18 protein-coding genes are annotated in these 23,340 nt (G+C 57.6%); 6 read left to right on the top strand and 12 right to left on the bottom strand.

The features are described from left to right. Positions 1-474: 474 nt before the first annotated feature. From VZP09_RS04095 to hutI, 6 genes are all read right to left on the bottom strand, one after another. Complete coding sequence (locus VZP09_RS04095; protein WP_004142109.1) at positions 475-1,857, bottom strand: amino acid permease; 1,383 nt, start codon at positions 1,855-1,857, stop codon at positions 475-477. A 98-nt stretch (positions 1,858-1,955) separates the two neighbouring features. Then, on the bottom strand, positions 1,956-3,482 hold the full coding sequence (hutH, locus tag VZP09_RS04090; protein ID WP_328794912.1) for a histidine ammonia-lyase: 1,527 nt from the start codon (positions 3,480-3,482) through the stop codon (positions 1,956-1,958). After that, positions 3,479-5,167 carry a urocanate hydratase gene (gene hutU / locus VZP09_RS04085; RefSeq protein WP_328794911.1) on the bottom strand — a complete coding sequence of 563 codons (1,689 nt, stop codon included), beginning with the start codon at positions 5,165-5,167 and terminating at the stop codon, positions 3,479-3,481. Before hutU ends, hutH begins: the two co-directional genes overlap by 4 nt. Before the next feature lie 142 nt (positions 5,168-5,309). Next, positions 5,310-6,035 (bottom strand): histidine utilization repressor, encoded by a 726-nt coding sequence (locus VZP09_RS04080; RefSeq protein WP_002895358.1) that lies wholly within the window; start codon positions 6,033-6,035, stop codon positions 5,310-5,312. A 61-nt stretch (positions 6,036-6,096) separates the two neighbouring features. Next, a complete protein-coding gene (gene hutG / locus VZP09_RS04075) occupies positions 6,097-7,053 on the bottom strand; it encodes a formimidoylglutamase (protein WP_032414694.1) in 957 nt (318 codons plus the stop codon). Next, complete coding sequence (hutI, locus tag VZP09_RS04070; RefSeq protein ID WP_004182478.1) at positions 7,050-8,369, bottom strand: imidazolonepropionase; 1,320 nt, start codon at positions 8,367-8,369, stop codon at positions 7,050-7,052. The genes hutG and hutI overlap by 4 nt, the downstream gene beginning before the upstream one ends. Before the next feature lie 153 nt (positions 8,370-8,522). On the opposite strand from hutI, the gene VZP09_RS04065 reads away from it, so the two are divergent. After that, positions 8,523-9,806: a putative acyl-CoA thioester hydrolase gene (locus VZP09_RS04065; RefSeq protein ID WP_004142122.1), complete on the top strand. Its 1,284-nt coding sequence runs from the start codon at positions 8,523-8,525 to the stop codon at positions 9,804-9,806. A 273-nt stretch (positions 9,807-10,079) separates the two neighbouring features. On the opposite strand, the gene VZP09_RS04060 is transcribed toward VZP09_RS04065, so the two are convergent. Continuing rightward, on the bottom strand, positions 10,080-12,767 hold the full coding sequence (locus VZP09_RS04060) for a cation-transporting P-type ATPase (RefSeq protein ID WP_023284866.1): 2,688 nt from the start codon (positions 12,765-12,767) through the stop codon (positions 10,080-10,082). Between the two features lie 51 nt (positions 12,768-12,818). Next, positions 12,819-13,250 (bottom strand): universal stress protein, encoded by a 432-nt coding sequence (locus VZP09_RS04055; protein WP_004183465.1) that lies wholly within the window; start codon positions 13,248-13,250, stop codon positions 12,819-12,821. Positions 13,251-13,783: 533 nt separating this feature from the next. On the opposite strand from VZP09_RS04055, the gene VZP09_RS04050 reads away from it, so the two are divergent. Genes VZP09_RS04050 through VZP09_RS04040 form a run of 3 tightly spaced genes read left to right on the top strand, consistent with a single transcriptional unit; the run spans position 13,784 to position 18,897 of the window. Further along, entirely contained in the window at positions 13,784-14,869 is a 1,086-nt protein-coding gene (locus VZP09_RS04050; RefSeq protein ID WP_328794910.1) for an efflux RND transporter periplasmic adaptor subunit, read from the top strand. After that, positions 14,870-17,935: an efflux RND transporter permease subunit gene (locus VZP09_RS04045; RefSeq protein ID WP_032414692.1), complete on the top strand. Its 3,066-nt coding sequence runs from the start codon at positions 14,870-14,872 to the stop codon at positions 17,933-17,935. Positions 17,936-17,973: 38 nt separating this feature from the next. Continuing rightward, a complete protein-coding gene (locus VZP09_RS04040) occupies positions 17,974-18,897 on the top strand; it encodes an acyltransferase (protein ID WP_074422641.1) in 924 nt (307 codons plus the stop codon). Positions 18,898-18,913: 16 nt separating this feature from the next. On the opposite strand, the gene VZP09_RS04035 is transcribed toward VZP09_RS04040, so the two are convergent. Both VZP09_RS04035 and VZP09_RS04030 read right to left on the bottom strand, forming a co-directional pair. Further along, positions 18,914-19,420, bottom strand: a complete 507-nt coding sequence (locus tag VZP09_RS04035; protein ID WP_002895283.1) for a hypothetical protein — start codon at positions 19,418-19,420, stop codon at positions 18,914-18,916. Positions 19,421-19,624: 204 nt separating this feature from the next. Then, positions 19,625-19,771, bottom strand: coding sequence for a hypothetical protein (locus tag VZP09_RS04030; RefSeq protein WP_009483834.1), 147 nt, complete (start codon positions 19,769-19,771; stop codon positions 19,625-19,627). 384 nt (positions 19,772-20,155) lie between these two features. Here VZP09_RS04030 and VZP09_RS04025 point away from each other — a divergent pair, with 384 nt between their 5' ends. Both VZP09_RS04025 and VZP09_RS04020 read left to right on the top strand, forming a co-directional pair. Beyond that, entirely contained in the window at positions 20,156-20,368 is a 213-nt protein-coding gene (locus VZP09_RS04025) for a biofilm development regulator YmgB/AriR family protein (RefSeq protein ID WP_002895280.1), read from the top strand. Positions 20,369-20,449: 81 nt separating this feature from the next. Then, positions 20,450-21,004 (top strand): helix-turn-helix transcriptional regulator, encoded by a 555-nt coding sequence (locus VZP09_RS04020; RefSeq protein ID WP_004151695.1) that lies wholly within the window; start codon positions 20,450-20,452, stop codon positions 21,002-21,004. Between the two features lie 41 nt (positions 21,005-21,045). On the opposite strand, the gene VZP09_RS04015 is transcribed toward VZP09_RS04020, so the two are convergent. Both VZP09_RS04015 and VZP09_RS04010 read right to left on the bottom strand, forming a co-directional pair. Beyond that, on the bottom strand, positions 21,046-21,780 hold the full coding sequence (locus tag VZP09_RS04015) for a MerR family transcriptional regulator (protein WP_004176830.1): 735 nt from the start codon (positions 21,778-21,780) through the stop codon (positions 21,046-21,048). A gap of 155 nt (positions 21,781-21,935) precedes the next feature. After that, complete coding sequence (locus VZP09_RS04010; protein ID WP_004147656.1) at positions 21,936-23,147, bottom strand: diguanylate phosphodiesterase; 1,212 nt, start codon at positions 23,145-23,147, stop codon at positions 21,936-21,938. Positions 23,148-23,340: the final 193 nt, after the last annotated feature.

Genomic DNA, 23,340 nt, shown 5'->3' with positions numbered 1-23,340 from the left:
CGGCCTCAACATCGCTGAGACGTTCCCGGAAGGTTGGGGCAGCCCGCATGGATGCGGGCTGAGGGCCGTGTTTTGCAAGGACGCTGCCTCGGCCCGACCCGAAGCCTGCAGGGATAAGTCGAAGGCACCACGCAGTGGCGATGTTGCTGGCCGGAGCCCGGGGGTACAGGGGGCGGCGGCGACTGACCGCCCCCTGTGCGCTCCCTGCGCCATGAGAAACATAACGTAGAAGACATTTCGGGAGCGCAATGTGCTCGGAATTAATACAAAACAACTGTTTTTCCCGGACTAAAACCGTTACAAGCCGATAGCAGTATCTACANTACCCCCAGGCCCNNGCNAGCGCAGCGCCGCCGGNCGATTGCCGCGGGCACGGAGCCGCTTTTATGCCGGGCGGCGGCTGACGCCTTGCCCGGCCTACGGTCCGTGCCATTTGTAGCCCCGGTAAGCGCAGCGCCACCGGGGAAATTGATCTTACTGTTCAGTGACTACCTGCAGCGCCGTTTTACGCACCCGCGCATACCACACCACCGTCAGCAGCCCGAGCCAGACCAGGCCGGCGATCAGCGCCATCCGCGTTTCGGCAAACATCCCTAGTACGGCGATGACCAGCCCCATAAACAGCAGCGTCAACAGCGGCGCAACCGGCCAGAACGGAATGGGAAAGGCGATCTGGCTACGCTCTTCGGCAGACAAACCGCGGCGCATGGCAAAATGGGATAGCAGAATCATCAGCCACACCCATACCGTGGCGAATGCCGCCAGCGAAGCAATTAGCACAAATACCTGCTCGGGGATCAGATAGTTCAATACCACCGCCGCCAGCAGCGCGCCGCCCATGACCACCACCGTCATCCAGGGCACACCGTTGCTGGCGATGCGCTGGAAGCTTTTCGGCGCCAGCCCCTCTTTCGACATGCCGTACATCATGCGTCCGGCGCCAAAAATATCGCTGTTAATCGCCGAGATGCTGGCGCTGATCACGATGATGTTAAGGATGGTCGCCGCCGCCGGGATCCCCAGACCGTCGAAAATAAGCACAAACGGACTCCCCTGTTCGCCAAAGCTGTTCCACGGGAAGATCGCCATCAGTACCGCCAGGGTGCAGACGTAGAACAGGATAATGCGCAGCGGAATGGTATTGATGGCCTGCGGGATCACCTTCTTAGGATCCTTCGCTTCCGCGGCAGTGACGCCGATAATCTCCACCCCGCCGAAGGCGAACATCACGATGCCAAGCGAGGCGATAACGCCCTGCCAGCCGTTAGGGGCAAAGCCGCCGTGGCTCCAGAGGTTTTCCAGCCCGGTGGCCGGGAAGCTGTGGCCAAAGCCAAAGAAGATGATCCCCGCCCCCGCCAGCATCATGGCGATAATCGCCACCACCTTCACCAGAGACAGCCAGAACTCCATCTCGCCAAATACCCGCACGTTGCACAGGTTCATCGCGCCGATAAAGAAGATGATGCTGAGGATCCAGATCCAGCGCGGCACATCGGGGTACCACAACCCCATATAGATACCGAAGGCGGTGACGTCGGCCAGGGCGACGATCACCATTTCAAAGGTGTAGGTCCAGCCGGTAATAAACCCGGCCAGCGGCCCGAGATACTGGCGGGCATAGCTGCCGAAGGAGCCGGAAACCGGGTTGCGCACCGCCATCTCGCCCAGCGCGCGCATGACGATAAACACCGCCGCGCCGCCAATCAGATAGGCCAGCAGCACCGCCGGGCCCGCCGCTTTGATGGCTGAGGCCGAGCCATAGAACAGCCCGGTGCCGATAGCGGAGCCGAGCGCAATAAACCGAATGTGTCGGGCATTGAGCCCGCGCAGCAGATGTGGCTTGTGTTGTTGTTGCATATACAGGTGTCCTGATTTTTTTATATGACGACAAATATGCGGTGTAGGGCGGTCGGGGGAATGACTTCCCCCGACGCGGGTACAGAGAACAACGGTGATTAATGCAGTACGGCAGGCAGCAGACGCGTCAGGTAACGGGCCGCCAGAAGCGCAATGGCGTTATCGATATCCGGGGCGAAGTAGCGATCCTGCGTATAGTGCGGCACGCGTTCGCGCAGCAAGTGACGCGCCTCTTCCAGCAGCGGACTGGTGGTCAGTCCTTCGCGCATATCCAGCCCCTGCGCCGCCGCCAGCCACTCAACGGCCAGCACCCCGCGGGTGTTCTCGGCCATCGCCCACAGGCGGCGACCGGCCGCCGGCGCCATCGAGACGTGGTCTTCCTGGTTGGCAGAGGTGGGCAGGCTGTCAACGCTATGCGGGTGCGACAGCGCTTTGTTTTCACTGGCTAACGCCGCCGCCGTGACCTGGGCAATCATAAACCCGGAGTTGACGCCGCCATTTTTGACGAGGAACGGCGGCAGCTGCGACATATGGCTGTCCATCATCAGCGCGATGCGGCGCTCGGAGAGCGAGCCGATTTCGGCGATCGCCAGCGCGATATTATCCGCGGCCATCGCCACCGGTTCGGCATGGAAGTTACCGCCGGAGATGACGTCATTTTCGGCGGCAAAGACCAGCGGGTTATCGGAGACCGCGTTGGCTTCAGCCAGCAGCACCTCAGCCGCCTGGCGGATCTGCGTCAGGCAGGCGCCCATCACCTGCGGCTGGCAGCGCAGGGAGTACGGGTCCTGCACCTTGCTGCAGTTATGGTGCGACTGCGAGATCGCGCTATCGTCGGTCAGCAGGTGGCGATACAGCGCCGCCGCATCAATCTGCCCGCGCTGGCCGCGCACTTCATGGATGCGCGCATCAAACGGACGACGTGAGCCCAGCGCCGCTTCGGTGGTTAACGCCCCGCAGACGACCGCGGAGGCGAACAGATCCTCGGCTTCGAACAGACCGCGCAGGGCAAAAGCGGTCGAGGCCTGGGTGCCGTTGAGTAGCGCCAGCCCCTCTTTCGCCGCCAGGGTAATCGGCTCCAGCCCCACCTGACGCAGCGCTTCGGTGGCCGGCAGCCAGTCGCCGCCGCGTACCCGCGCTTTACCTTCTCCGATCAGGGTCAGCGACATATGCGCCAGCGGCGCGAGGTCGCCGGAGGCGCCGACGGAGCCTTTGGCCGGGATCCACGGCGTCACACCGGCATTCACCAGGCCAATCAGCGCCTGGATCACGCTCAGGCGGATCCCGGAGAAACCGCGGGACAGGCTGTTAATCTTCAGCACCATAATCAGCCGCGCCAGATCATCGTCCAGCGGCTCGCCAACGCCCGCCGCGTGGGATAGCACCAGCGAACGCTGCAGGTTCTCCAGATCTTCCGTCGAGATACGGGTTTGCGCCAGCAGGCCAAAACCGGTGTTGATGCCGTAGGCGGTCCGCCCTTCGGCAAGGATGGCGTTGACGCAGGCCACGCTCTCGTCAATGGCGGCAAACGCACCGCTGTCGAGGGTAATATTTACCGGGTGGCTGTAAACGTCGCGGAGCTGCGACAGGCTGAGTTGACCCGGGATCAAAGTTAAAGATTTCATTTAGCGTTCCCCTGCGTTGCCGCCACCATCGGAAGATTCAGACCCTGTTCTGCTGCGCATTCAATGGCAATCTCATACCCCGCGTCGGCATGACGCATCACGCCGGTGGCCGGGTCGTTGTGCAGGACGCGGGCGATACGCGCCGCCGCTTCATCGGTACCATCGCAGACGATAACCATCCCGGAGTGTTGCGAGAAGCCCATGCCTACCCCGCCGCCGTGGTGCAGCGACACCCAGGTCGCGCCGCTGGCGGTGTTAAGCAGGGCGTTGAGCAGCGGCCAGTCGGAGACCGCATCAGAACCATCGCGCATCGCTTCGGTTTCGCGGTTCGGGCTGGCGACGGAGCCGGAGTCAAGGTGATCCCGGCCAATGACGATCGGCGCGGAGACTTCGCCGCTGCGCACCATTTCGTTAAACGCCAGACCGAGCTTTTGCCGCCACTCCAGACCGACCCAGCAGATACGCGCCGGCAGTCCCTGGAAGCTGATGCGCTCGCGCGCCATATCCAGCCAGTGGTGCAGATGCTGATCATCTTTAATGATCTCTTTCACTTTCGCGTCGGTTTTGTAGATATCCTGCGGATCGCCGGACAGCGCTACCCAGCGGAACGGGCCGATACCGCGGCAAAACAGCGGGCGGATATAGGCCGGCACGAAGCCCGGGAAATCGAAGGCGTTGCTGACGCCCACTTCCTGCGCCATCTGGCGGATGTTGTTGCCGTAGTCGAAGGTTGGGACCCCCATCTCATGGAAGGCCAGCATCGCCTGCACGTGATCGGCCATCGAGCGTTTCGCCGCCAGAATAGTGCCCTGCGGGTCGGATTCGGCTTTCTGCTGATACTCTTCCCAGCTCCAGCCTTTCGGCAGATAGCCATGCAGCGGGTCGTGGGCGCTGGTCTGGTCGGTGACCATATCCGGGCGCACGCCGCGCTTCACCAGCTCCGGTACGATCTCCGCGGCGTTGCCGCACAGCGCGATAGAGATGGCCCGCCCTTCGGCGGTGTATTTTTTGATGCGCGCCAGGGCGTCATCCAGCGAGGTGGCTTGCTCATCCACGTAGCGGGTACGCAGACGGAAATCGATGCGGCTCTGCTGACATTCGATGTTCAGCGAGCAGGCGCCGGCCAGCGTCGCGGCCAGCGGCTGCGCGCCGCCCATGCCGCCCAGACCGGCGGTTAACACCCAGCGGCCTTTCAGGCTGCCCTGATAGTGCTGGCGACCGGCTTCGACGAAGGTTTCATAGGTGCCCTGCACGATGCCCTGGCTACCGATGTAGATCCAGCTGCCGGCGGTCATCTGGCCGTACATCGCCAGCCCTTTGGCATCCAGTTCGTTGAAGTGTTCCCAGGTGNCCCAGTGCGGGACCAGGTTGGAGTTGGCGATCAGCACGCGCGGCGAGTTTTCATGCGTTTTAAATACGCCGACCGGTTTGCCGGACTGCACCAGCAGGGTCTCATCGCTTTCCAGGTTTTTCAGCGCCTTCACGATAGCGTCATAGCATTCCCAGTTGCGCGCAGCGCGACCGATACCGCCATAGACCACCAGCTCATGCGGGTTTTCGGCGACATCGGGATCGAGGTTGTTCATTAACATACGCAGCGGCGCTTCGGTCAACCAGCTCTTGGCGGTAAGCGTCGTGCCTCTCGGGGCACGTACGTCCAGCTGGCGATATTTGCTTTGCGACATCGGGGTTTCTCCTGACAATGAACGTTGTTTACGTAGATACATATACTTGTCTATACAAGCATGCGCAAGCCAGGATTTAACAGAAATGATACAATTTTGTTATATTGCGTCAGCAATCACGTTTTGCTGACGCCAGCGTGGATCAGGAGCCAAAGCGCCCCTGCAGACGATATCGGCTACCGGGGAACAGCAGGCGCGCGTGGGAGACGATGTGGGTTGTCGACCAGGTGCGGCGACGGATCAGCAGGCACGGATCGTGGGCGTGAATATGCAGCAGCGCGCACTCTTCCGCCGTGGCCTGCACCGCTTCAACAATGTGTTCACCTTCAGTTAACGGCGCGATCAGCGACAGGTAATCATGGGGCGTGGTGGCGGTGTAGTCCTGATGCAGATAGTCCGGGACCACTGCGGCATTGACGCAGCGATCTTCGATTTGCACCGGCACCTCGTTTTCGTAATGCACCATCAGCGAGTGAAAAATGCGGGTGCCTTCCGGGACGCTGAGCGCCGTCGCCTGAATATGATCCGCCCGGGTCTCCTCCAGCAGGAGTACCTCACAGCGGTGCTGATGGTGACGGGCGACAATTTCTGCGGCAATACTGCGCACCTCGAACAGCGCCGACTGCCCTTTCGGCTCGGCGACAAAGGTTCCCACCCCTTGCAACCTGACCAGCAGGCCTTCGTCCGTCAGCTCGCGCAGCGCGCGATTGATGGTCATCCGGCTGAAGCCGAACTGGGCCACCAGCTCAGCTTCCGACGGGATACGGTCATGCGGTCGCCAGACGCCGCTGTGGATCTTTTCGCTGATCGCCTGCTTCACCTTTTCATAGAAAGGCGCGGGCGCGGAACGAGGTTGTTGTGCAAACATGGCCTGGCTTTCCTTATGCGTAATAAGCGGAGCGGCGAAACGAAAATAATAGCGCGGATCGCTAGCGCCACCAATGGGCGATTTGCCATGCCACACGGGCCGCCGCGCGAGCGCCCTGACCGTCAATGTCAAACAGCGGGTTAAACTCCACCAGATCCACCGCCTGCAGCTTACCGCTGCGGCACAGCGGCTCAACGATGCGCAGCAGCGTGGCCAGCGGCACGCCCAGCGCCGCCGGGGCCGACACCGCCGGCATTTCTCGCGCCGGCAGCACGTCGAGATCGATAGTCAGATACAGACGGTCGAATTGCGCGATATTGCGCTCAAGCTCCGGCAACACGCGTGTTTCGAAGGCTGCCAGCACCTCCAGATCTTCAACGATAGCCACCTGGCGGCGCGCCGCTTCATCCCATAACGCCTGGGTGTTCGCCGCCCGGCTGACGCCAATGCAGGTATAGTGAAAACCTCGCTGCTGCGCTTCACACTCCAGCGCCAGCTGGCGGAATGGCGTCCCGGAACTGGCGCATTCGGCAAAGCGTAAATCCAGATGCGCATCGAGATTAATAATGCCCACTTTTTCGCCCGGGAAGGCATCCAGTACCCCAGCGCCGTGGCCGAAGGCCGTCTCGTGACCGCCGCCCAGCACCAGCGTGCGTTTGCCGGCGCGTTGACAGGCGGCCACCGCCTCGCGTAGCGCCTGGTGCGCGGCTTCTAACTGTTCACCGTCGACGCTAATCGTGCCCATATCCACGCAGCGGTCATGGCCCTGATGGCTGGCCATATTGGCCAACGCCCGGCGCAGGGTCGCCGGGCCGTCCGCTGCCCCGGTACGCCCCTTGTTACGCCGAACCCCTTCGTCACAGGCGAAGCCGAGCAGCGCGATATCGCCGGGCATCTCCTGCGGCGCGAAGCGTTCCGCGCGGGCGATGGTCTGGAACAGGCGCAGCGCATTGGGCGCTTCCGCGCTGTCGTCGCGTCCCTGCCAGAGACTGGCTGGCGTAGCTTGCCACAGCATCATTGCAATTCTCCTTGAACAACGCGATGCCAGAGCGGACTGCGCCCCGGCTCATACACCATCTCGACGGGATGCTCAGCATCCCAGATGGCGAAGTTAGCGACAAAGCCCGGCGCCAGCTGGCCGTGGCTGGCCTGGCGCCCCAGCGCCCGCGCGGCATGGCGCGTCACCCCGGCCCACGCCTCCTCCGGCGTCAGGCCAAACTTGACGCAGGCCATGTTCATCGCCAGATGCAGGCTGGCGAAGGGGCTGGTGCCGGGGTTGAAATCGGTCGCCACCGCCATCGGCACCTGGTACTTGCGCAGCAGCTCGACCGGCGGTTTACGGGTTTCATTAAGGAAGTAGAACGCGCCGGGGAGCAGGGCTGCCACGGTGCCGCTTTCGCGCATCGCCGCCACGCCCTCTTCCGTCAGATACTCGATATGGTCGGCGGAAAGCCCATGATAGCGGCTCACCAGCTGCGCGCCGCCCAGCGACGAGAGCTGCTCAACGTGGCCTTTTACCGGAATGCCCAGCGCCTGCGCCGCCTGAAAGACGCGCTCAGTTTGCTGCGGGCTGAAGCCGACGTTTTCGCAGAAGACGTCAACGCTTTCAAACAGTCCCTCCTGCCACAGCGTCGGCAAAATGGTCTCGCAGACCAGCGTAATATAGCCGTTAGCATCGCCTTGATATTCCGGCGGCGTGGCGTGGGCGGAGAGCAGCGTCGCCGACAGTTCCACGCCATTATGATCGGCCAGTTGTCGGGCGACCCGCAGCATTTTGCGTTCGTTTGGCAGGTCGAGGCCGTAGCCGGATTTGATCTCCAGGGTGGTCACCCCTTCACGCAGCAGGCGTTCCAGACGCGGCTGGGCCAGCGCCAGTAGTTCAGCTTCGCTGCTGTCGCGCGTGGCGCGCACGGTGGAGTTAATGCCGCCGCCGCTGGCGCTGATGGTTTGATACGACACGCCGTTCAGCCGCTGCTCCCACTCCTGGGCCCGGCTGCCGCCGAAGACGAGATGGGTGTGGCAGTCGATTAATCCCGGCGTTACCAACCGGCCTTCAAGATCGATACTGCGCCCGCTGGGGACGTCATCTTCGGCGACAATCGCCGCGATGCGGCCGTCGCGCACCAGCAGCGCATGGCGCTCCAGCAGGCCGTAAGGTTGAGCGTGATCGGGGTTCAGGGTGGCGAGACGCCCGTTTCGCCAGATAACGAGTTCGGAAGTGGCTTCAGTCATAGCGCTTAACTTGTCATGGGTTGTATAGACATTTATTTTCATAACGCCGGTAAAGTCAACAATAGCGCAGGGAAATGTTATTTTTTTGTGACTAAAGACCATCCGGCANNCTGCGCGTTGCGTAAAGACGGTAAGTTTTTCCGTCCACGTCTTCCCGTTTCGTTCAAGTTAGTATAAAACAGCAGGTTTTAAAGGACTTATACCCTGGCGTCTCAGCCGGGGTATTTCACTACGCTTAATTTTGCCCGGAGCAACATGAACACATATTCCGTTTCCCGTCTGGCGCTGGCGCTGGCCTTCGGCGTGACGCTGTCCGCCTGTAGCTCGACGCCTGCCGATCAACAGCCCTCAACGCAGACTGCACCGGGCACTACCGCGCGTCCCATACTCAACGCCGAAGAAGCGAAAAACTTCACGCCGGCGGCCTATTTCCAGTCGCTGGCTCCCAACGCCGCCGCCTGGACGCCGTCTGCTATCAGCCTGCCGGCGCAGCCTGACTTTATCGTCGGCCCTGCGGGAACCCAGGGCGTAACCCATACCACCATTCAGGCGGCGGTGGATGCGGCAATTGCCCGTCACTCTAACCGTCGTCTGTATATCGCGATTATGCCGGGCGAGTACCCGGGAACCGTCTACGTTCCGGCGGCGCCGGGCGCCCTGACCCTGTATGGTACTGGCGATAAGCCAATCGACGTGAAAATCAGCGAAGCCATTGATTCCGAGATGGATCGCAACACCTGGCGTCGTCTGGTCAATCCAGGCGGTAAATATATGCCGGGTAAACCGGCGTGGTATATGTTCGACAGTTGCCAAAGCAAATCCGCGGCGACCGTCGGCGTAATGTGTTCCGCAGTCTTCTGGTCACAGAATAATGGTCTGCAGCTGCAGAACCTGACCATCGCCAACAACCTCGGCGACAGCGTTGACGCCGGTACCCACCAGGCGGTGGCATTGCGCAGCGATGGCGACCAGGTGCAGATCAATAAGGTCAATATTCTTGGCCGTCAGAACACCTTCTTCGTGACCAACAGCGGCGTGCAAAACCGTCTGCAGGACAACCGTCAGACCCGCACCCTGGTGACCAACAGCTACATTGAAGGCGATGTGGATATCGTTTCCGGCCGCGGCGCGGTGGTGTTTGATAACACCGATTTCCGCGTGGTGAACTCCCGTACCCAGAAAGAGGCCTATGTCTTCGCGCCGGCTACTCTGAAGAGCGTGACCTACGGCTTCCTGGCGACCAACAGCCGCTTCACCGCCTCCGGGGATAACGTCGCGCAGCTCGGCCGCGCGCTGGATGTCGATGGCAACAGCAACGGCCAGGTGGTGATCCGCGACAGCGCTATCAATGAAGGCTTTAATATTGCCCAGCCGTGGGCGGCGGCGGTAGGCTCCGGCCGCCCGTTCAGCGGCAACACCGGCAGCGCCGATGACAAAGGCAATCTGCAGCGCAACCTCAACGACAACGGCTTCAACCGCATGTGGGAGTACAATAACCGCGGCGTGGGAAGCACCGTGGTCGCCGAGCCGAAACAGTAAAGCGCAACAAGCGTGAACCATAATAAAAGAGAGGGCGATGCCCTCTCTCAAACTGCTGACAATGTGCAATCTTCAGGAATTGCCCGGCGGCGCTGCGCTTGCGCGGGCCTACAGATAACTGCATAACGGTTTGATATTGAAGTCTTTCGTAGGCCGGGTAAGGCGAAAGTCGCCACCCGGCAGAAATGCGAGCACAATGACGAAACAGGTTTGTCGTCAGCCAGAGAGGGGGCNATGCCCCCTCTTTTCTTTTTCGTTCAGCGCTTCACGCCGTCAGGCGGAACGCCATTTGCGGGTCAGCGGTTTTTCCAGTTCCACGATCAGGAACATGGCGAAGCCGATGATAAAGGTGATCACCCAGTAGCGGAACGGCAGCCCGGTGGTGCCGAACAGCATCTGCATAAAAGGCGCGTAGATAATCAGCAGCTGCAGCAGCAGCAGTACGCCGCTGACGATCCAGATCCCTTTGTTGGCCAGCAGACCTTTGGTTAACGAGAATCCATCCGATACGCGGCAGTTCAGCATATAGAACCACTGGGCGGTGACCAGAGTCTGCAACAGCACGGTACGGATAAACTCCGGCGAATAGCCGCGCGGCTGCAGCCAGGCTTCGAGAATAAAGGCGCTGACCGCAATCATTGACCCCACAAACGCTACGCGCCAGATGGCAAAGCCGTCCATCACGTGAATTTTCGGATCGCGCGGCGGCCGCCGCATAATATTTTTCTCACCGGCTTCAAACGCCAGGCCAAACGACAGCGTGGCGGAGGTAGCCATGTTCATCCACAGGATCAACACCGGCGTGAGCGGCAGTACGTTGCCCGCCAGCAGCGCGATCACGATCAGTAACCCCTGGGCAAGGTTGGTCGGCATGACGAAGAGAATGGTTTTCTTCAGGTTGTCATACACCCGGCGCCCCTCGCGGACTGCGCTGGCGATGGTGGCGAAGTTATCATCGGTCAGCACCATATCGGCGGCCTCCTTGGTCACCTCGGTCCCCTTGATCCCCATCGCCACGCCGACGTCAGCCTGCTTCAACGCCGGGGCATCGTTCACCCCATCGCCGGTCATTCCGACAATTTCTTTCTTACTCTGCAGAGCCTGCACCAGGCGGAACTTATCTTCCGGGCTGGTGCGGGCGAAGATATCAAACTGCTGCGCGGCTACGCTCAGCTGCGCGTCGTCCATCACCTCCAGCTCACGTCCGGTAATGGCATTTCCCGCATTGCCAATCCCCAGCATCTTGCCGATGCTCATCGCCGTTTGCGGGTGGTCGCCGGTGATCATCTTCACGCGGATCCCGGCCTGCAGGCAGTCGGCAATCGCCGTGATGGCCTCCGGACGCGGCGGATCCATCATCCCGGCGACCCCTAGCAAAATCACCCCTTGCTGCAGATCCTGATGGGTCAGTTCGGTCTGGCCTGCGGCAGCCGGCTTCCAGGCTGCGGCCACCATCCGTAGCCCTTCCCGGGCGTACTCTTCAATTTTGCCTTCCCAGTACGGGAGATCCAGCGGCTGCAATCCGCTGTCGCTCTGCTGATACTGGCACAGGCGGAACAGGACATCCGGCGCGCCAGTGACCAGCACTACCTCCTCTTCACCCAGCCGGTAGAGGGTCGACATGTATTTATATTGCGAATCAAAAGGAATTTTACTGCGCAGTTCGCTGGTCAGCGGCGGCAGAGTGACCTTCGCCGCCAGCACCTTCAGCGCCCCCTCGGTCGGGCCGCCGGTGATTTTCCACAGCCCGCTCTCCTCTTTGATAAGCTGGCTGTCGTTACACAGATCGATGGTGCGCAGATAGCGCTCGAACAGCGAGCCGGGCGCGATCGTGACCGGCGTCGGATCGTCAATGGCGTGGATCTTACCGACCGGCTCATAGCTATCCCCTTCCACCCGATAGACGCTGTCGGCAGTGATCACCGCCTTCACCGTCATTTCGTTCATGGTCAGGGTCCCGGTTTTATCCGAGCAGATAACCGTCATCGCGCCGAGGGTTTCCACCGTCGGCAGCTTGCGGATAATCGCTTTCTGACGGGCCATCGCCTGTACGCCGAGCGACAGAATAATCGAGATAATCGCCGGCAACCCTTCCGGGACCGATGCCACCGCGAGGCTAATCAACGACAGCATCAGTTCGGAGACCGGCATATCGCGGAACAGCAGGCTAAAGACGAACAGCGCCGCCATCATCACCAGAATAAGGATAAAGATGGCTTTGCCCAGCTTGTCCATTTGCACCAGCAGCGGCGTGCGGTGTTTCTCAATGCCCGCCATCATTTGGTTGATATGGCCCAGCTCGGTATTGCCGCCGGTGGCCACCACGATCCCTTTTCCCGCCCCTGAGCTAACGGTGGTCCCGGAAAACAACAGGTTGCTGCGATCGCCGAGCGGTAAATCGCCGCTTAGCGGCTCGGTGGTTTTTTCCACCACCGTCGACTCGCCGGTGAGGATCGCCTCTTCCACCCGCAGGTTGTGCGCCTCAATCACCCGTAGATCGGCGGGGATACGGTCGCCGGCGCGGATCACCACGATATCGCCAGGTACCAGCGAGGTGGTGGGGATGGTTTCATGGTTGCCCTGACGGATCGCCACCGCCTCGCTGGACAGCATATTGCGGATACTCTGCAGCGATTTTTCCGCATTACTCTCCTGAATGAAGCCGATCAGCGCATTGACCACAGCCACGGCGAGGATCACCGCCATGTCGATCCAATGGCCCATCACCGCCTTGAGCAACGCTGCCGCCAGCAGGACGTAGATCAGCACATCGTTAAAATGCGCAATAAAACGCAGCCAGGCGGGTTTACCCGGCTTCTGCGGCAGGGCGTTTTCGCCATACTGCTGCAGGCGCGTAGCCGCCTCTGTTCCGCTAATCCCTTCCGGCGAACTCTGCACGCTGGCGAGAGTCTCCTCGACGGAGCGCTGATAATAGGGCGCCCCCGGTTTATCTGTATTCATACTCTTTCCCTCGATTTCTGAAGCGGAAGTCAGGGCGACATCCCGCCATCATCAGCGCACAACGAACACTGGTACATGGGCATAGCGCACGATATTGGCCGCTTCCGAGCCCAGCAGATGAGTCTGGATCCCCGGATTGCGCGAACCGACAATCACCACATCCGCTTTCAGCTCATCGGCCAGGGCAATCACTTGATCGCGAACATTGCCACTGCGCACATAAAGATGGCTGGCGTCTTCCGCAAGCCCATTTTTCTTCACCAGCTCGCTCAGCTTTTCCTTAGCGGTATTAAGCAAATGGTCTTCCATCTTTCGGGCATCAGAGATAAATCCGCGGGTTAATACAGGAGAAAAGGCCGGAATAACATGGATAAGATGAATTTGCCCGGCAGAATGTTGGGCGAGGAATTTCGCATGAGAGAGCGCTTTGTCGGCCAGGCCCGCATCAAACACGTCAACGGGAACAACGATATTTTTATACATGAGATAATCCTTTTATTACCAATACAATGCGTAGTGATGAATAGCCCCTTACTTGGGGAGGAACGAAATCTCAACAACAGAAGCGGCGAGCGGAATAGATGTTATTAAACGTAGCACAGGAAAATTAACATTAGAAAATGGCGGATTAATAGACTGAAAAATATTATAAAAACCGCATATTCTCTGCGGATCTCCTGCGCTTTCCCCTTAATGCCGCCAACGCTCGCGGCATTCTCTTTTTTAACACTTCATATTTTCTCCGACTATGCTGATTACAAGCAGGCATGCCGCTCCGAATGTTCGGTGGTCACAGTGGGGGCCGAATTAAATGACATTCACGGTTCGGGTGGGAGTAAAGGGAGGAAATTATGTTGGGTTATAGCCTGTTACGCCTGGGTTTGTTTGTCGCGCTGGCCATTGTCGCCTGCACAGCGGTGGGGCTCTTCACTTATCTGGTCGTCGCCGCTCTCGCAGAATAAGCAGGCGCCATGTAATAAAAATGTAAAATAAATCCTGAATCTGAGGGGAATATTGTGAACCGTTATTTTTCTCTCATCCCGGTTGTTATTATATTTACAACCGCTTGCGATCAGAAAGCACCCACCGTCGAGTCCGCCCCGCGCATGGTTAAAGTGGCGCAGGTGACCGCCGTGGGCAATACCCAGCAGCGAACGTTTCCGGCACGCATTGAGTCTGGCGATTCCACCGAACTGTCGTTTAAGCGGGGTGGCCAGGTGGAGTCGCTAGATATTCGTCAGGGGGCAAGCGTCGCCCAGGGGCAAACGCTGGCGCGCCTGAATGCCCGCGAGGCCCAGCAACGGGTCAATGAGCGGCAAACGGCGGCCACTCTCGCCCAGCGTCAGTTCGACCGCTTCCAGACTCTGGCCGGGCGCCAGGCGATTTCCCAGGCGGAGATGGACGTGCAGCGCGCCAATCGCGATGCCGCTAATGCGGCCTTAAAAATCGCTCGCGAAGAGCTGGCGCAAATGAGCCTCATCGCGCCCTTTAGCGGGATTGCCGCCGGCGTGCATATCCGCAACCATCAGGTGGTCGCCGCCGGCCAACCGGTGATCACCCTGACGCGGACCGACCTGCTGGATGTGGTCTTCAGCATTCCCGAAAATCTGTTCACCTCCCTGGATATCCGCAATACCGCCTACCGTCCCGTCCTCAGGATCAATACCCTGCCGGGCCGCGAGTTTACCGCGGAATACAAAGAGCATACCGGCAGCAGCGACAATAGCACCCTCACCTGGCAGATCGTGTTAACCATGCCGCGGCCAGATGATTTTCCCGCCGTCGGCGGGGTCAGCGGCACCGTGACGGTCAATCTCGGCAATTTACCGGCCAGCGCCGGACGGGAAACCCTCATTGTGCCAGCGGAGGCGGTGTTTAACCCCGATAACCGGCCAAAGAACGAGCCGGTAGTCTGGGTGGTGAAAGGCGATAACGCGCATCGATATCTTGAGGAGCGTAAGGTCACCGTCGGCGAGGTGACTTCGCAGGGAGTGGCGATCACCGACGGTCTCCGCGCGGGTGAACAGGTGGTTGCGGCGGGCGTGAGCGAGCTGCATGCCGGGCAGCCGGTGCGGGTCTGGACGCGTGAACGAGGATTATAAATGGATATTTCCCGTCAGTTTATTAACAACCCGACCCGCGTCTGGTTAGCCATTTTGCTGTTAGGGGTGGGTGGCCTGCTCGCCCTGCTCAATATCGGCCGCCTGGAAGATCCCGCCTTCACCATCAAAACGGCGGTGATCGTCACCCACTACCCTGGCGCGTCCGCTCAGCAGGTGGAAGAGGAGGTTACCCTGCCGCTGGAAAACGCGATTCAGCAGCTTCCCTCGCTGGATAACGTCAGCTCCATCTCCTCGAATGGCTTATCGCAAATTACGGTGAATATTGCTTCGCAGTACCATTCCAGCGAGCTGCCGCAAATCTGGGATGAGCTACGTCGCCGGGTCGGTGACGCCAGCCGCCTTTTCCCCCCTGGCGTAGTCCCCCCTTTCGTCAACGATGACTTTGGCGATGTGTTTGGCTTTTTCTTCGCTATCTCGGGCGACAGTTTTACCAACCCGGAGCTGGTGCGCTATGCCGAACAGTTGCGCCGGGAGCTGGTGCTGGTGCCGGGGGTCGGTAAAGTCGCTATCGGCGGCGTCATTCCGCAGCAGATCAATGTGGATATCTCGCTGGCGAAGATGGCGGCGCGCGGGATCACCCTCAACCAGCTCGCCGCAATCCTGGCCCGACTCAACGTGGTGTCCAGCGCCGGGGAGATCCGCGTTGGCAGCGAATCGATCCGCCTCCACCCCACCGGTGAGTTTCAGAGCATCGATGAGCTGGGAGATCTACTGGTCAGCCCTCACGGCGCCAGCGCCACCACCCGACTACGGGATATTGCTACGCTGTCGCGCGGGCTAACCGACTCGCCGGCCAGTATCTATCATGCCAACGGGCGCCAGGCGGTGACCATGGGAGTTTCTTTTATCCCTGGCGTCAACGTTATTGACGTCGGCCACGCTCTCGAGGCCCGCCTCCAGCAGATGGCCGCCGACAAACCGGCGGGCATCGACATCGCTATTTTTTACGATCAGGCAGCTGAGGTCGCCCACTCGGTCAATGGCTTTATTACCAATTTTCTGATGGCCCTGGCGATTGTCGTCGGCGTGCTGCTGGTATTTATGGGGGTGCGCAGCGGGATTATTATTGCTCTGTCGCTGGCGCTCAACGTTCTCGGCACCCTGCTTATCATGTATATCTGGGGGATCGAACTACAACGGATCTCCCTCGGAGCGCTAATCATTGCCCTGAGTATGTTGGTGGACAATGCCATTGTGATTGTCGAAGGGGTGCTCATCGCCCGTCAGCAAGGCTCTCCGCTGCTGGGCGCGATTAACTATGTGATCCGTCGCTCTGCCCTGCCGCTGCTTGGCGCGACGATCATCGCCATCCTCGCCTTCGCGCCGATTGGCCTCTCCCAGGACTCTACCGGGGAGTATTGCAAATCGCTGTTCCAGGTGCTGCTGATCTCCCTGATGCTGAGCTGGTTTTCCGCTCTGACCATCACCCCGGTGCTTATTAAGTGGTGGCTGTTTAAAAACGCCCCGTCGGCCGCCGCCGCGGAGGAAAAGGCCGATCCTTACCGCGGCAGCTTTTACCGTGGCTATCAGCAGGCGCTGCAAATACTGCTGCAGCAAAAGACCCTGACCCTGGTGCTGATGGGTGCGCTGTTAGCCGGAGCGATCTGGGGCTTTACCTTTGTTCGGCAGAATTTTTTTCCGTCATCGAATACGCCTATATTCTTTGTCGACCTGTGGCTACCCTACGGTACCGATATAAACGCCACGGAGAAGATGACCCGGGATATCGAGCGGTCGATAGCCGGTCAGCCGGGGGTGGTCACCACCGTCTCCACCATCGGCCAGGGCAGTATGCGTTTCATTCTCACCTACAGCGGGCAGCGCCAGTACAGCAACTACGCGCAGATTATGGTGCGGATGGATGATCAACGCGGCATCGCCCCTGTCACCCGCCACGTGGAGGACTGGATTGCCAGAAACTACCCGCAGGTTAACGCCAGCACCAAACGCATTATGTTCGGGCCCTCCGGGGATAGCGCGATTGAGGTGCGCATTAAGGGCCCAGACCCGGATACGCTGCGCGCGCTGGCGAGTCAGGTAGGCGATATCCTCGCCGCGGACCCGGCGACCGACAGCGTGCGTAATGACTGGCAGAACCGCAGCAAAGTGATCCGCCCGCAGTATTCCCCGGCGCTGGGACGCGAGCTGGGGGTGGATAAACAGGATATTGATAACGCGCTGGAGATGAATTTCTCCGGGAGTCGCGCCGGGTTATATCGTGAAGGGGCCGATCTGCTGCCAGTGATCGTCCGGCCGCCGGAAGCAGAACGTCAGGATGCCAACCATCTGAATAATGTGCTGGTCTGGAGCCAGAGTCGCCAGCAATATATCCCGCTGAGTAACGTCATCAATGGTTTCGCCCTGGAGTGGGAAGATCCGTTGATCCTCCGCCGGGATCGTACCCGGGTGCTGACGGTCCAGACCGACCCCAGCCCGCTAAGCGGCCAAACCTCGGGTGATATTCTCGCGCGGGTGAAACCGCGCATTGACGCACTGCCGCTGCCCCACGGCTACCGTATCGAATGGGGCGGCGATGCCGAGAACTCCAGTGAGGCGCAGCAGGGGCTGTTTACAACCCTGCCGCTTGGCTATCTGGTGATGTTTATCATAACGGTGCTGATGTTCAGTTCGCTGAAAAACGCCGTCGCCATCTGGCTGACCGTTCCGCTGGCGCTGATCGGGGTCACACCCGGCTTTCTGCTTACCGGCATCCCCTTCGGCTTTATGGCCTTAATCGGCTTGCTCAGCCTGAGCGGTATGCTGATCCGTAACGGCATTGTGCTGGTAGAAGAGATAGAGCAACAAAAACAGGAGAAAGATCAACGACAAGCTATTATTGATGCGGCAACCTCTCGTCTGCGGCCGATCCTGCTGACCGCCTTCACCACCGTACTTGGTCTGGCCCCGCTGCTGCGCGATGTCTTTTTCCAGAGTATGGCGGTGGTGATCATGTTCGGCCTCGCCTTTGCCACCGTGCTGACGCTGCTGGTTCTGCCGGTGATTTACGCCTGCTTTCACCATAAGGATATGACGCCTCAACGATGAACAGTACCGGTCTGAGCATTATCAAGACATTAGGCTGTATGACAGCGGTGACCTTTTTCACCATCTATAACACCTGGGATCGCTTTGATTATGACTATCACTGGATCCTCGGGCTGCTGACCTTTATCTCGACCATCGCGACGCCGCTGTTTTTTGTCGTGGCCGGTTATCTTGATGCGCAGACGCGCCACGATGCCAACTGGCAAATTGGTAAAATTAAAAGCGTGGTCATCGTCTTTCTGTTTTGGGTGACGGTCTATTATGTCTGGGAGCCTTACCAGCGCGGCTACCTGATCCAGCCCTGGTTTATTTTCGCCCTGATTGTCATCTATACCTTTCATCCTTTGATCGCCTGGCTCAGCCAGCGGCGCGGGCTCTTTTTCGCCGTGCTCCTGACGCTGCTGTGCTGCTCCTACGGTTACGACCTGCTCTCGGTGATCTACCCGGACAGACATCTTTTCAGTTTGCCGCCGCAGTATCGCCTGTGGACATGGCTACTGTTTTATTTAACCGGGCAGTTGTTTAACGATCCAAAGGTCGCGGAGTGGATACACAACCCACAGGTGATTAAAGGGTCGATTATCGCTCTGCCCTTTGTCTATTTATTTACCTGGTTTTATGAACGCCATTTCTTCTTCGCCCTGTTTAAAGCAGATCGTAATGCGTTCATTCTCACGGGATCGCAAATTTATATCCTGATCGTCCTGCTGGTGATCGCCGCTAACGCCGTGCAGTTTAAAAAGAACCGCGAGTGGAAAGAGGCCGTGCTGGCGACGGTCAGTAAAGCGATGACCGGAGTTTATATCCTCCACTATTCCGTGTTTCACCTGCTGGTGATGCTCATCCCTGTGCATTCGCTAGCCACCAAGTTGGGGGTAATAGCGCTGACCTTTGTCCTGTCGGTGCTCATTTCCCTTGCCGCGCTCTCCAGTACGCTGCTCAGGAAGGTGATTACCTTGTAACCGACAACGGGACGATTTAGCGGAAGCTCCACTGGATACTGATCACAAACACGCTGGGAATAATAATGCCGCTTTCAACGGCGAAATAATCGGTGAAGTTATACTGGATAGCGTGGTAGATATAGGGTGAAAAGCCGATCCCCGTGGCGTCCTTAAAGTCTTTATAGGAGCCATGATCGCCGCAATGCTCGAAGGCGTCGAAGAAGAATTCGCCGGTATAGCCGTAAACGCCTTTGAAGGTCCACCCGCTGCCGCTGTGGTACCAGTCTCTTCTCACCCCCAGCGCCAGGCAGCGATCGTTGAAGCTGTTATTCATAGTGCCAAGCAGAAGGCTGTATTTGGAGTCTGCAGAGAATTTCCGCTCCACTGAGAAAAAATGATTTTCGAAATTCTCTGTATATTGTCCGTGATTATTGGTCAGATGGTAAACATAGGAACCGGTATTCACCGAATAGAGGTTAAGTTCGTTCGCCTGCGCGAGAGAGGCTAACCCGGCCAGGAGCATCACGCTTTTGCCGCGCATTTTCCCTCCTCAGTCCTCAAGGCCTGTCCAGGGACAGAAAGCTTTTGCCGTATTTACCGGTCGTGACAGGGGTATAAGACTCGACAGGGAAATGNNNNAAAAATAACGATGCCAAACCGCCGCGTCGTTACCAAAAAGCGTAGCACAGCCCTTATTCGCCAACAAATCGAATGGGCCGTTTACGACATGGCAGACGTTACCCCTTTACCTTACTGTGCAAAAAGCAGACAAAGCCTCATCATATTTTCCGCTATGCTCAGACTCCGACGCGGAAGAAAGCCACCTGTCGACGACAGCGTTGCTGTTTACCCCTTCGCGCGTCGGCGCAATTTCATGCATTTCGCCAGCCATGACAGAATTTTCACAATTGGCTTTCTTCTACCATCATCAGCTTCTTCCCGCTGGTTTTACAGCGAAATCCTGCACAACCCGACTTTTCCGTACAAGTTATCACTCAATAAAATCATTATAAATCAACAAATTAAAACACAAACAAAAAATAAACCGTTACGTTGTACATATAGCAATGAAAAAAGTTGTACATAGTGAAATCAGCGTCTATAGTTTTGGAGTATTAACTGCTTGTTGCGCAACAAAGCGGGGAAGCTTGACGATTGCGCAGCGAGTCGGACGGTGGTTCCTGGTTATACATTTCCTGTTCGTGACTTGGCGCGTATCAACGGTACGCTGCGACTTTTATTGTCTGTTTGCTTTATACGTGGGAGAGTTCGAGCTATGCATATTAAAAATACCATTCCAGCAGAGTTTGTCTTCAATTCGGCCCTGATGAAGAATATTGAGAATACGCTCATTAAGCAGCACAGAACGGTAAATAATGAGCGGATGATTACGGAAATCCAGCATCGTCTGCAAACGGAAAGTAACGAAATACTTTCCGATCTCTATCTGCAGGCGCTGGATATGCTGTACAGCAAACCTCATCATTAAATAAACCCACTGTGCTGGCAGCAGGCTTCGACCTGCTGTACCGGCGCGCCTGGGTCTCTATCGGCTAACTGAGGCAAAAAAATGTCACACCATAATACTTGCTATCGTTCTGAGCATTACGATCTGTGGTTTGATAATGGTTTTCTTCTCTATGGGATGTCGCTGATCCTGAATAGCCTGCCGGCATCTTACTTCCGCAAAAAACATGTTTTCTTCACCAGCGACAATTATTTCGCGGTACTGCAGCACAACTATAATCGGCGGGATACATTATTTATTCTGTTAACCGAAGGCAACGATCTTAATTTTCTTAGTGAACTGCCTATGCTGCGCTTACCGGCCAACTCGACGCCGGAAGAGTTAAAGATATTTCTGCATCAACCCACCCGCTATTACAAAACCCATCCGGCGCCAGGCGCCTCGGTGCAGTTTACCGAGCGGGAAAAGAAAGTTATTCAACTTATCAGCAATGGCGAAGCGGTCGCCAGCATTGGCCGGTCGCTAAACCTGCATATAAAAACCATTTATCAGATCCGGCTGAATCTGATTAAAAAGCTCGGCTGCAGCGGTAGAACCGATTTTTTTAATATCAGCCGCAGCGAAACGTTCAAATCCTGGAGCCAGATTCACCTGTAACCAAGCACTCAAGCCCTGATCCGCACCACGGATCGGGGCGCTTAATTTTGGCCGTGAAAATGGATGCTGAAGCCCTGCTCCTGCCAGTGGCTGAGCAACTCCTCCTGCAGAGGCGTGGCGGCACGTCCGGTCCAGACGAAAATATGCTGCCCGGGAAATAGCTCAGGCCGCGGCGACTCCAGCGGTTCGGCGAGAACGTTGACATGCCAGCCGCGTTGGGAAAGACGCCATGCCTCCAGCCACAGACGCGTCCTGTCCTCATTGCTCCAGCCCACCAGCAGCGTCTCTTTGCCATTTTTTTTACGCGCTTCGGCGAGAAACAACGCTACGCAGTCAATTAACAGGCCGTCCAGCATGCTGCTAATCACCAGCGAGGTATTCTGATCCAACTTGAGACGCTGTCGTACCGGCACTAACAGGCTATCGATGAGGGTGTCGACGGGGTGTTGATGACTGAGCGCCATTAATTTGGCGCGGATTCTGGCGGGTTGCATATAACGCAGAATGGACATCATCTCTTCCTGAAGATGCGCGGATTCGTCGCGCGCCGCCGGCAGGTTATCCTCCAGCAGCGCTTTGACTTTCCCTACTGATACACCGCGCTCTATCCAGCGCTTGATCTCTTCGATACGCAGGATATCTTCTTCATCAAATTGTCGATGCCCGCCTTCGCTACGCTGCGGTTTCAGTAGACCGTAACGACGCTGCCAGGCGCGCAGTGTGACCGGATTGATTCCGCAACGTTCGGCGACTTCACCGATACTGTAAAACGCCATAGCAGCCTCACATCAACCTGATACCTTAATACCTAAACTAACGAATTCAGGCATCCTGTACAACTCTATTTTCTTGTACAGATAAAGATATCAGGTTGCGGCTCACAGCGCCCGGGAAAAAAGATGAAAAAATGTTTAGCTGATTTCGCGGTGGTTCATTTTTTCTCCGGCCATGCGACGGCGGGTAGGCCCCCCAGGCGCGCGCTGGCGAACAAATTGCCCTGAAACTGTGAAATACCGGCTGATTCCAGCCACATCCACTCTTCAGCACGCTCAACGCCGACGGCTGAGACCGCAATCTCCAGAGAAGTACAGCATTTGATAATCGCCTGTACAATCGACTGGCGCGGTCCGTCCTGGTGGATATTGCGGATCAGCTCATGGTCGATTTTAATTCTGTCGGGTTGGTATTGCGCCAGCAGCGATAGCCCGGCAAACCCGGCGCCGAAGTGATCGATGGCAAGATTAATTCCCGCGCCCTTCAGTTTGCGCACCGCATCGGTAAAATCGTCCATCCGCGAAATCACTTCCCGCTCAGTGAACTCGACAATAATCTGCTCCGGAATAAGGTCATTGCGACTAATTTCGTCGAGCAGGAAAGCCACCGCATTCGGCGCTTTGACCATGGTCATCGGCAGTAAATTAATGCTTAACGCCTTATTACGTAAACCTAATTTTCCCGCCAGCGACAACGCCACCCGTTTACTGTGCAGGTCGGCGAGATAAATATCGTCCCCGGTCAGCCCGGCAAAATAGGCGCCGGGGGATTGCCCGTCCGGTGTACGCAACAGCGCTTCCCACGAAATAATTTCGCAGGCGAAAGGGTCGACAATCGGCTGGAAGGCAAAGGAACAACCTTCCGTATTATCGATAATCGGGGTATCAGGATAGAACGTCTCCTTATCAGGAATAAAAACCCAACTATCTGCGGAAGGAATCTCAAAATAGTTCGCTTTTTCTGTGGCTTCGACAAAAGTACGGAAAAATTGCAGCGCCCGGTCATCATAGGTGAGCTGATATTTTGACGTCCCCCGGTCCATCACCGCCTGCAGAACTTCCTCGCGATCGTGTTCGCGTAAATCAAACAGTTCCATCCCGACCTTACCAAAACGACGGGACGGCGCATAATCGCAAAGCAACTCCACCAGATTATAGTGGCGAGGATCCCGGCAGATATGCTGATAAATATCCTGAACCTTTTCTTCAGGCCCCTCAATGAGTTGAAAAAAATGCGTCCCGTTAAAAAGTAAAATACCGGTGACGTCCGCCTGCCCATTTCTTTCGTTTGCCCTGGCGACCATGGCCTCGATCGATTTGAATGAGACATTGTCGCAGATATGGCTGCGATAAATGATGGTGGTTAGCATAGTGATTCCAGATGGGAGGGATAAGCATTCACAGTAGCAGTTATCAGGCTAAGGGTCTCGTAAAACTACGTTTTGTCTTAACAAAAAAGATACACTAAAAATCCCTTTTTTGTGCAAGGTTTTCCCTTTTTTTCTTTCCTTGTNCAACATGCAACGCTAAACCCCACCTTTACAAGCCAGAACCGCGCCAGGC

Source organism: Klebsiella sp. EMBS2024 (assembly GCF_036233805.1).
Lineage (GTDB): Bacteria > Pseudomonadota > Gammaproteobacteria > Enterobacterales > Enterobacteriaceae > Klebsiella > Klebsiella pneumoniae.
This window is presented reverse-complemented; position numbering and strand designations above follow the sequence as displayed.

Bases quoted from the DNA above. Each gene is read 5' to 3' on its own strand.
- VZP09_RS04095 (WP_004142109.1), bottom strand. From the start codon at position 1,857: ATGCAACAACAACACAAGCCACATCTGCTGCGCGGGCTCAATGCCCGA.
- hutH (WP_328794912.1), bottom strand. From the start codon at position 3,482: ATGAAATCTTTAACTTTGATCCCGGGTCAACTCAGCCTGTCGCAGCTC.
- VZP09_RS04080 (WP_002895358.1), bottom strand. From the start codon at position 6,035: ATGTTTGCACAACAACCTCGTTCCGCGCCCGCGCCTTTCTATGAAAAG.
- hutG (WP_032414694.1), bottom strand. From the start codon at position 7,053: ATGATGCTGTGGCAAGCTACGCCAGCCAGTCTCTGGCAGGGACGCGAC.
- hutI (WP_004182478.1), bottom strand. From the start codon at position 8,369: ATGGTCTTTAGTCACAAAAAAATAACATTTCCCTGCGCTATTGTTGAC.
- VZP09_RS04065 (WP_004142122.1), top strand. From the start codon at position 8,523: ATGAACACATATTCCGTTTCCCGTCTGGCGCTGGCGCTGGCCTTCGGC.
- VZP09_RS04060 (WP_023284866.1), bottom strand. From the start codon at position 12,767: ATGAATACAGATAAACCGGGGGCGCCCTATTATCAGCGCTCCGTCGAG.
- VZP09_RS04055 (WP_004183465.1), bottom strand. From the start codon at position 13,250: ATGTATAAAAATATCGTTGTTCCCGTTGACGTGTTTGATGCGGGCCTG.
- VZP09_RS04045 (WP_032414692.1), top strand. From the start codon at position 14,870: ATGGATATTTCCCGTCAGTTTATTAACAACCCGACCCGCGTCTGGTTA.
- VZP09_RS04040 (WP_074422641.1), top strand. From the start codon at position 17,974: ATGACAGCGGTGACCTTTTTCACCATCTATAACACCTGGGATCGCTTT.
- VZP09_RS04035 (WP_002895283.1), bottom strand. From the start codon at position 19,420: ATGCGCGGCAAAAGCGTGATGCTCCTGGCCGGGTTAGCCTCTCTCGCG.
- VZP09_RS04030 (WP_009483834.1), bottom strand. From the start codon at position 19,771: ATGGCTGGCGAAATGCATGAAATTGCGCCGACGCGCGAAGGGGTAAAC.
- VZP09_RS04025 (WP_002895280.1), top strand. From the start codon at position 20,156: ATGCATATTAAAAATACCATTCCAGCAGAGTTTGTCTTCAATTCGGCC.
- VZP09_RS04020 (WP_004151695.1), top strand. From the start codon at position 20,450: ATGTCACACCATAATACTTGCTATCGTTCTGAGCATTACGATCTGTGG.
- VZP09_RS04015 (WP_004176830.1), bottom strand. From the start codon at position 21,780: ATGGCGTTTTACAGTATCGGTGAAGTCGCCGAACGTTGCGGAATCAAT.
- VZP09_RS04010 (WP_004147656.1), bottom strand. From the start codon at position 23,147: ATGCTAACCACCATCATTTATCGCAGCCATATCTGCGACAATGTCTCA.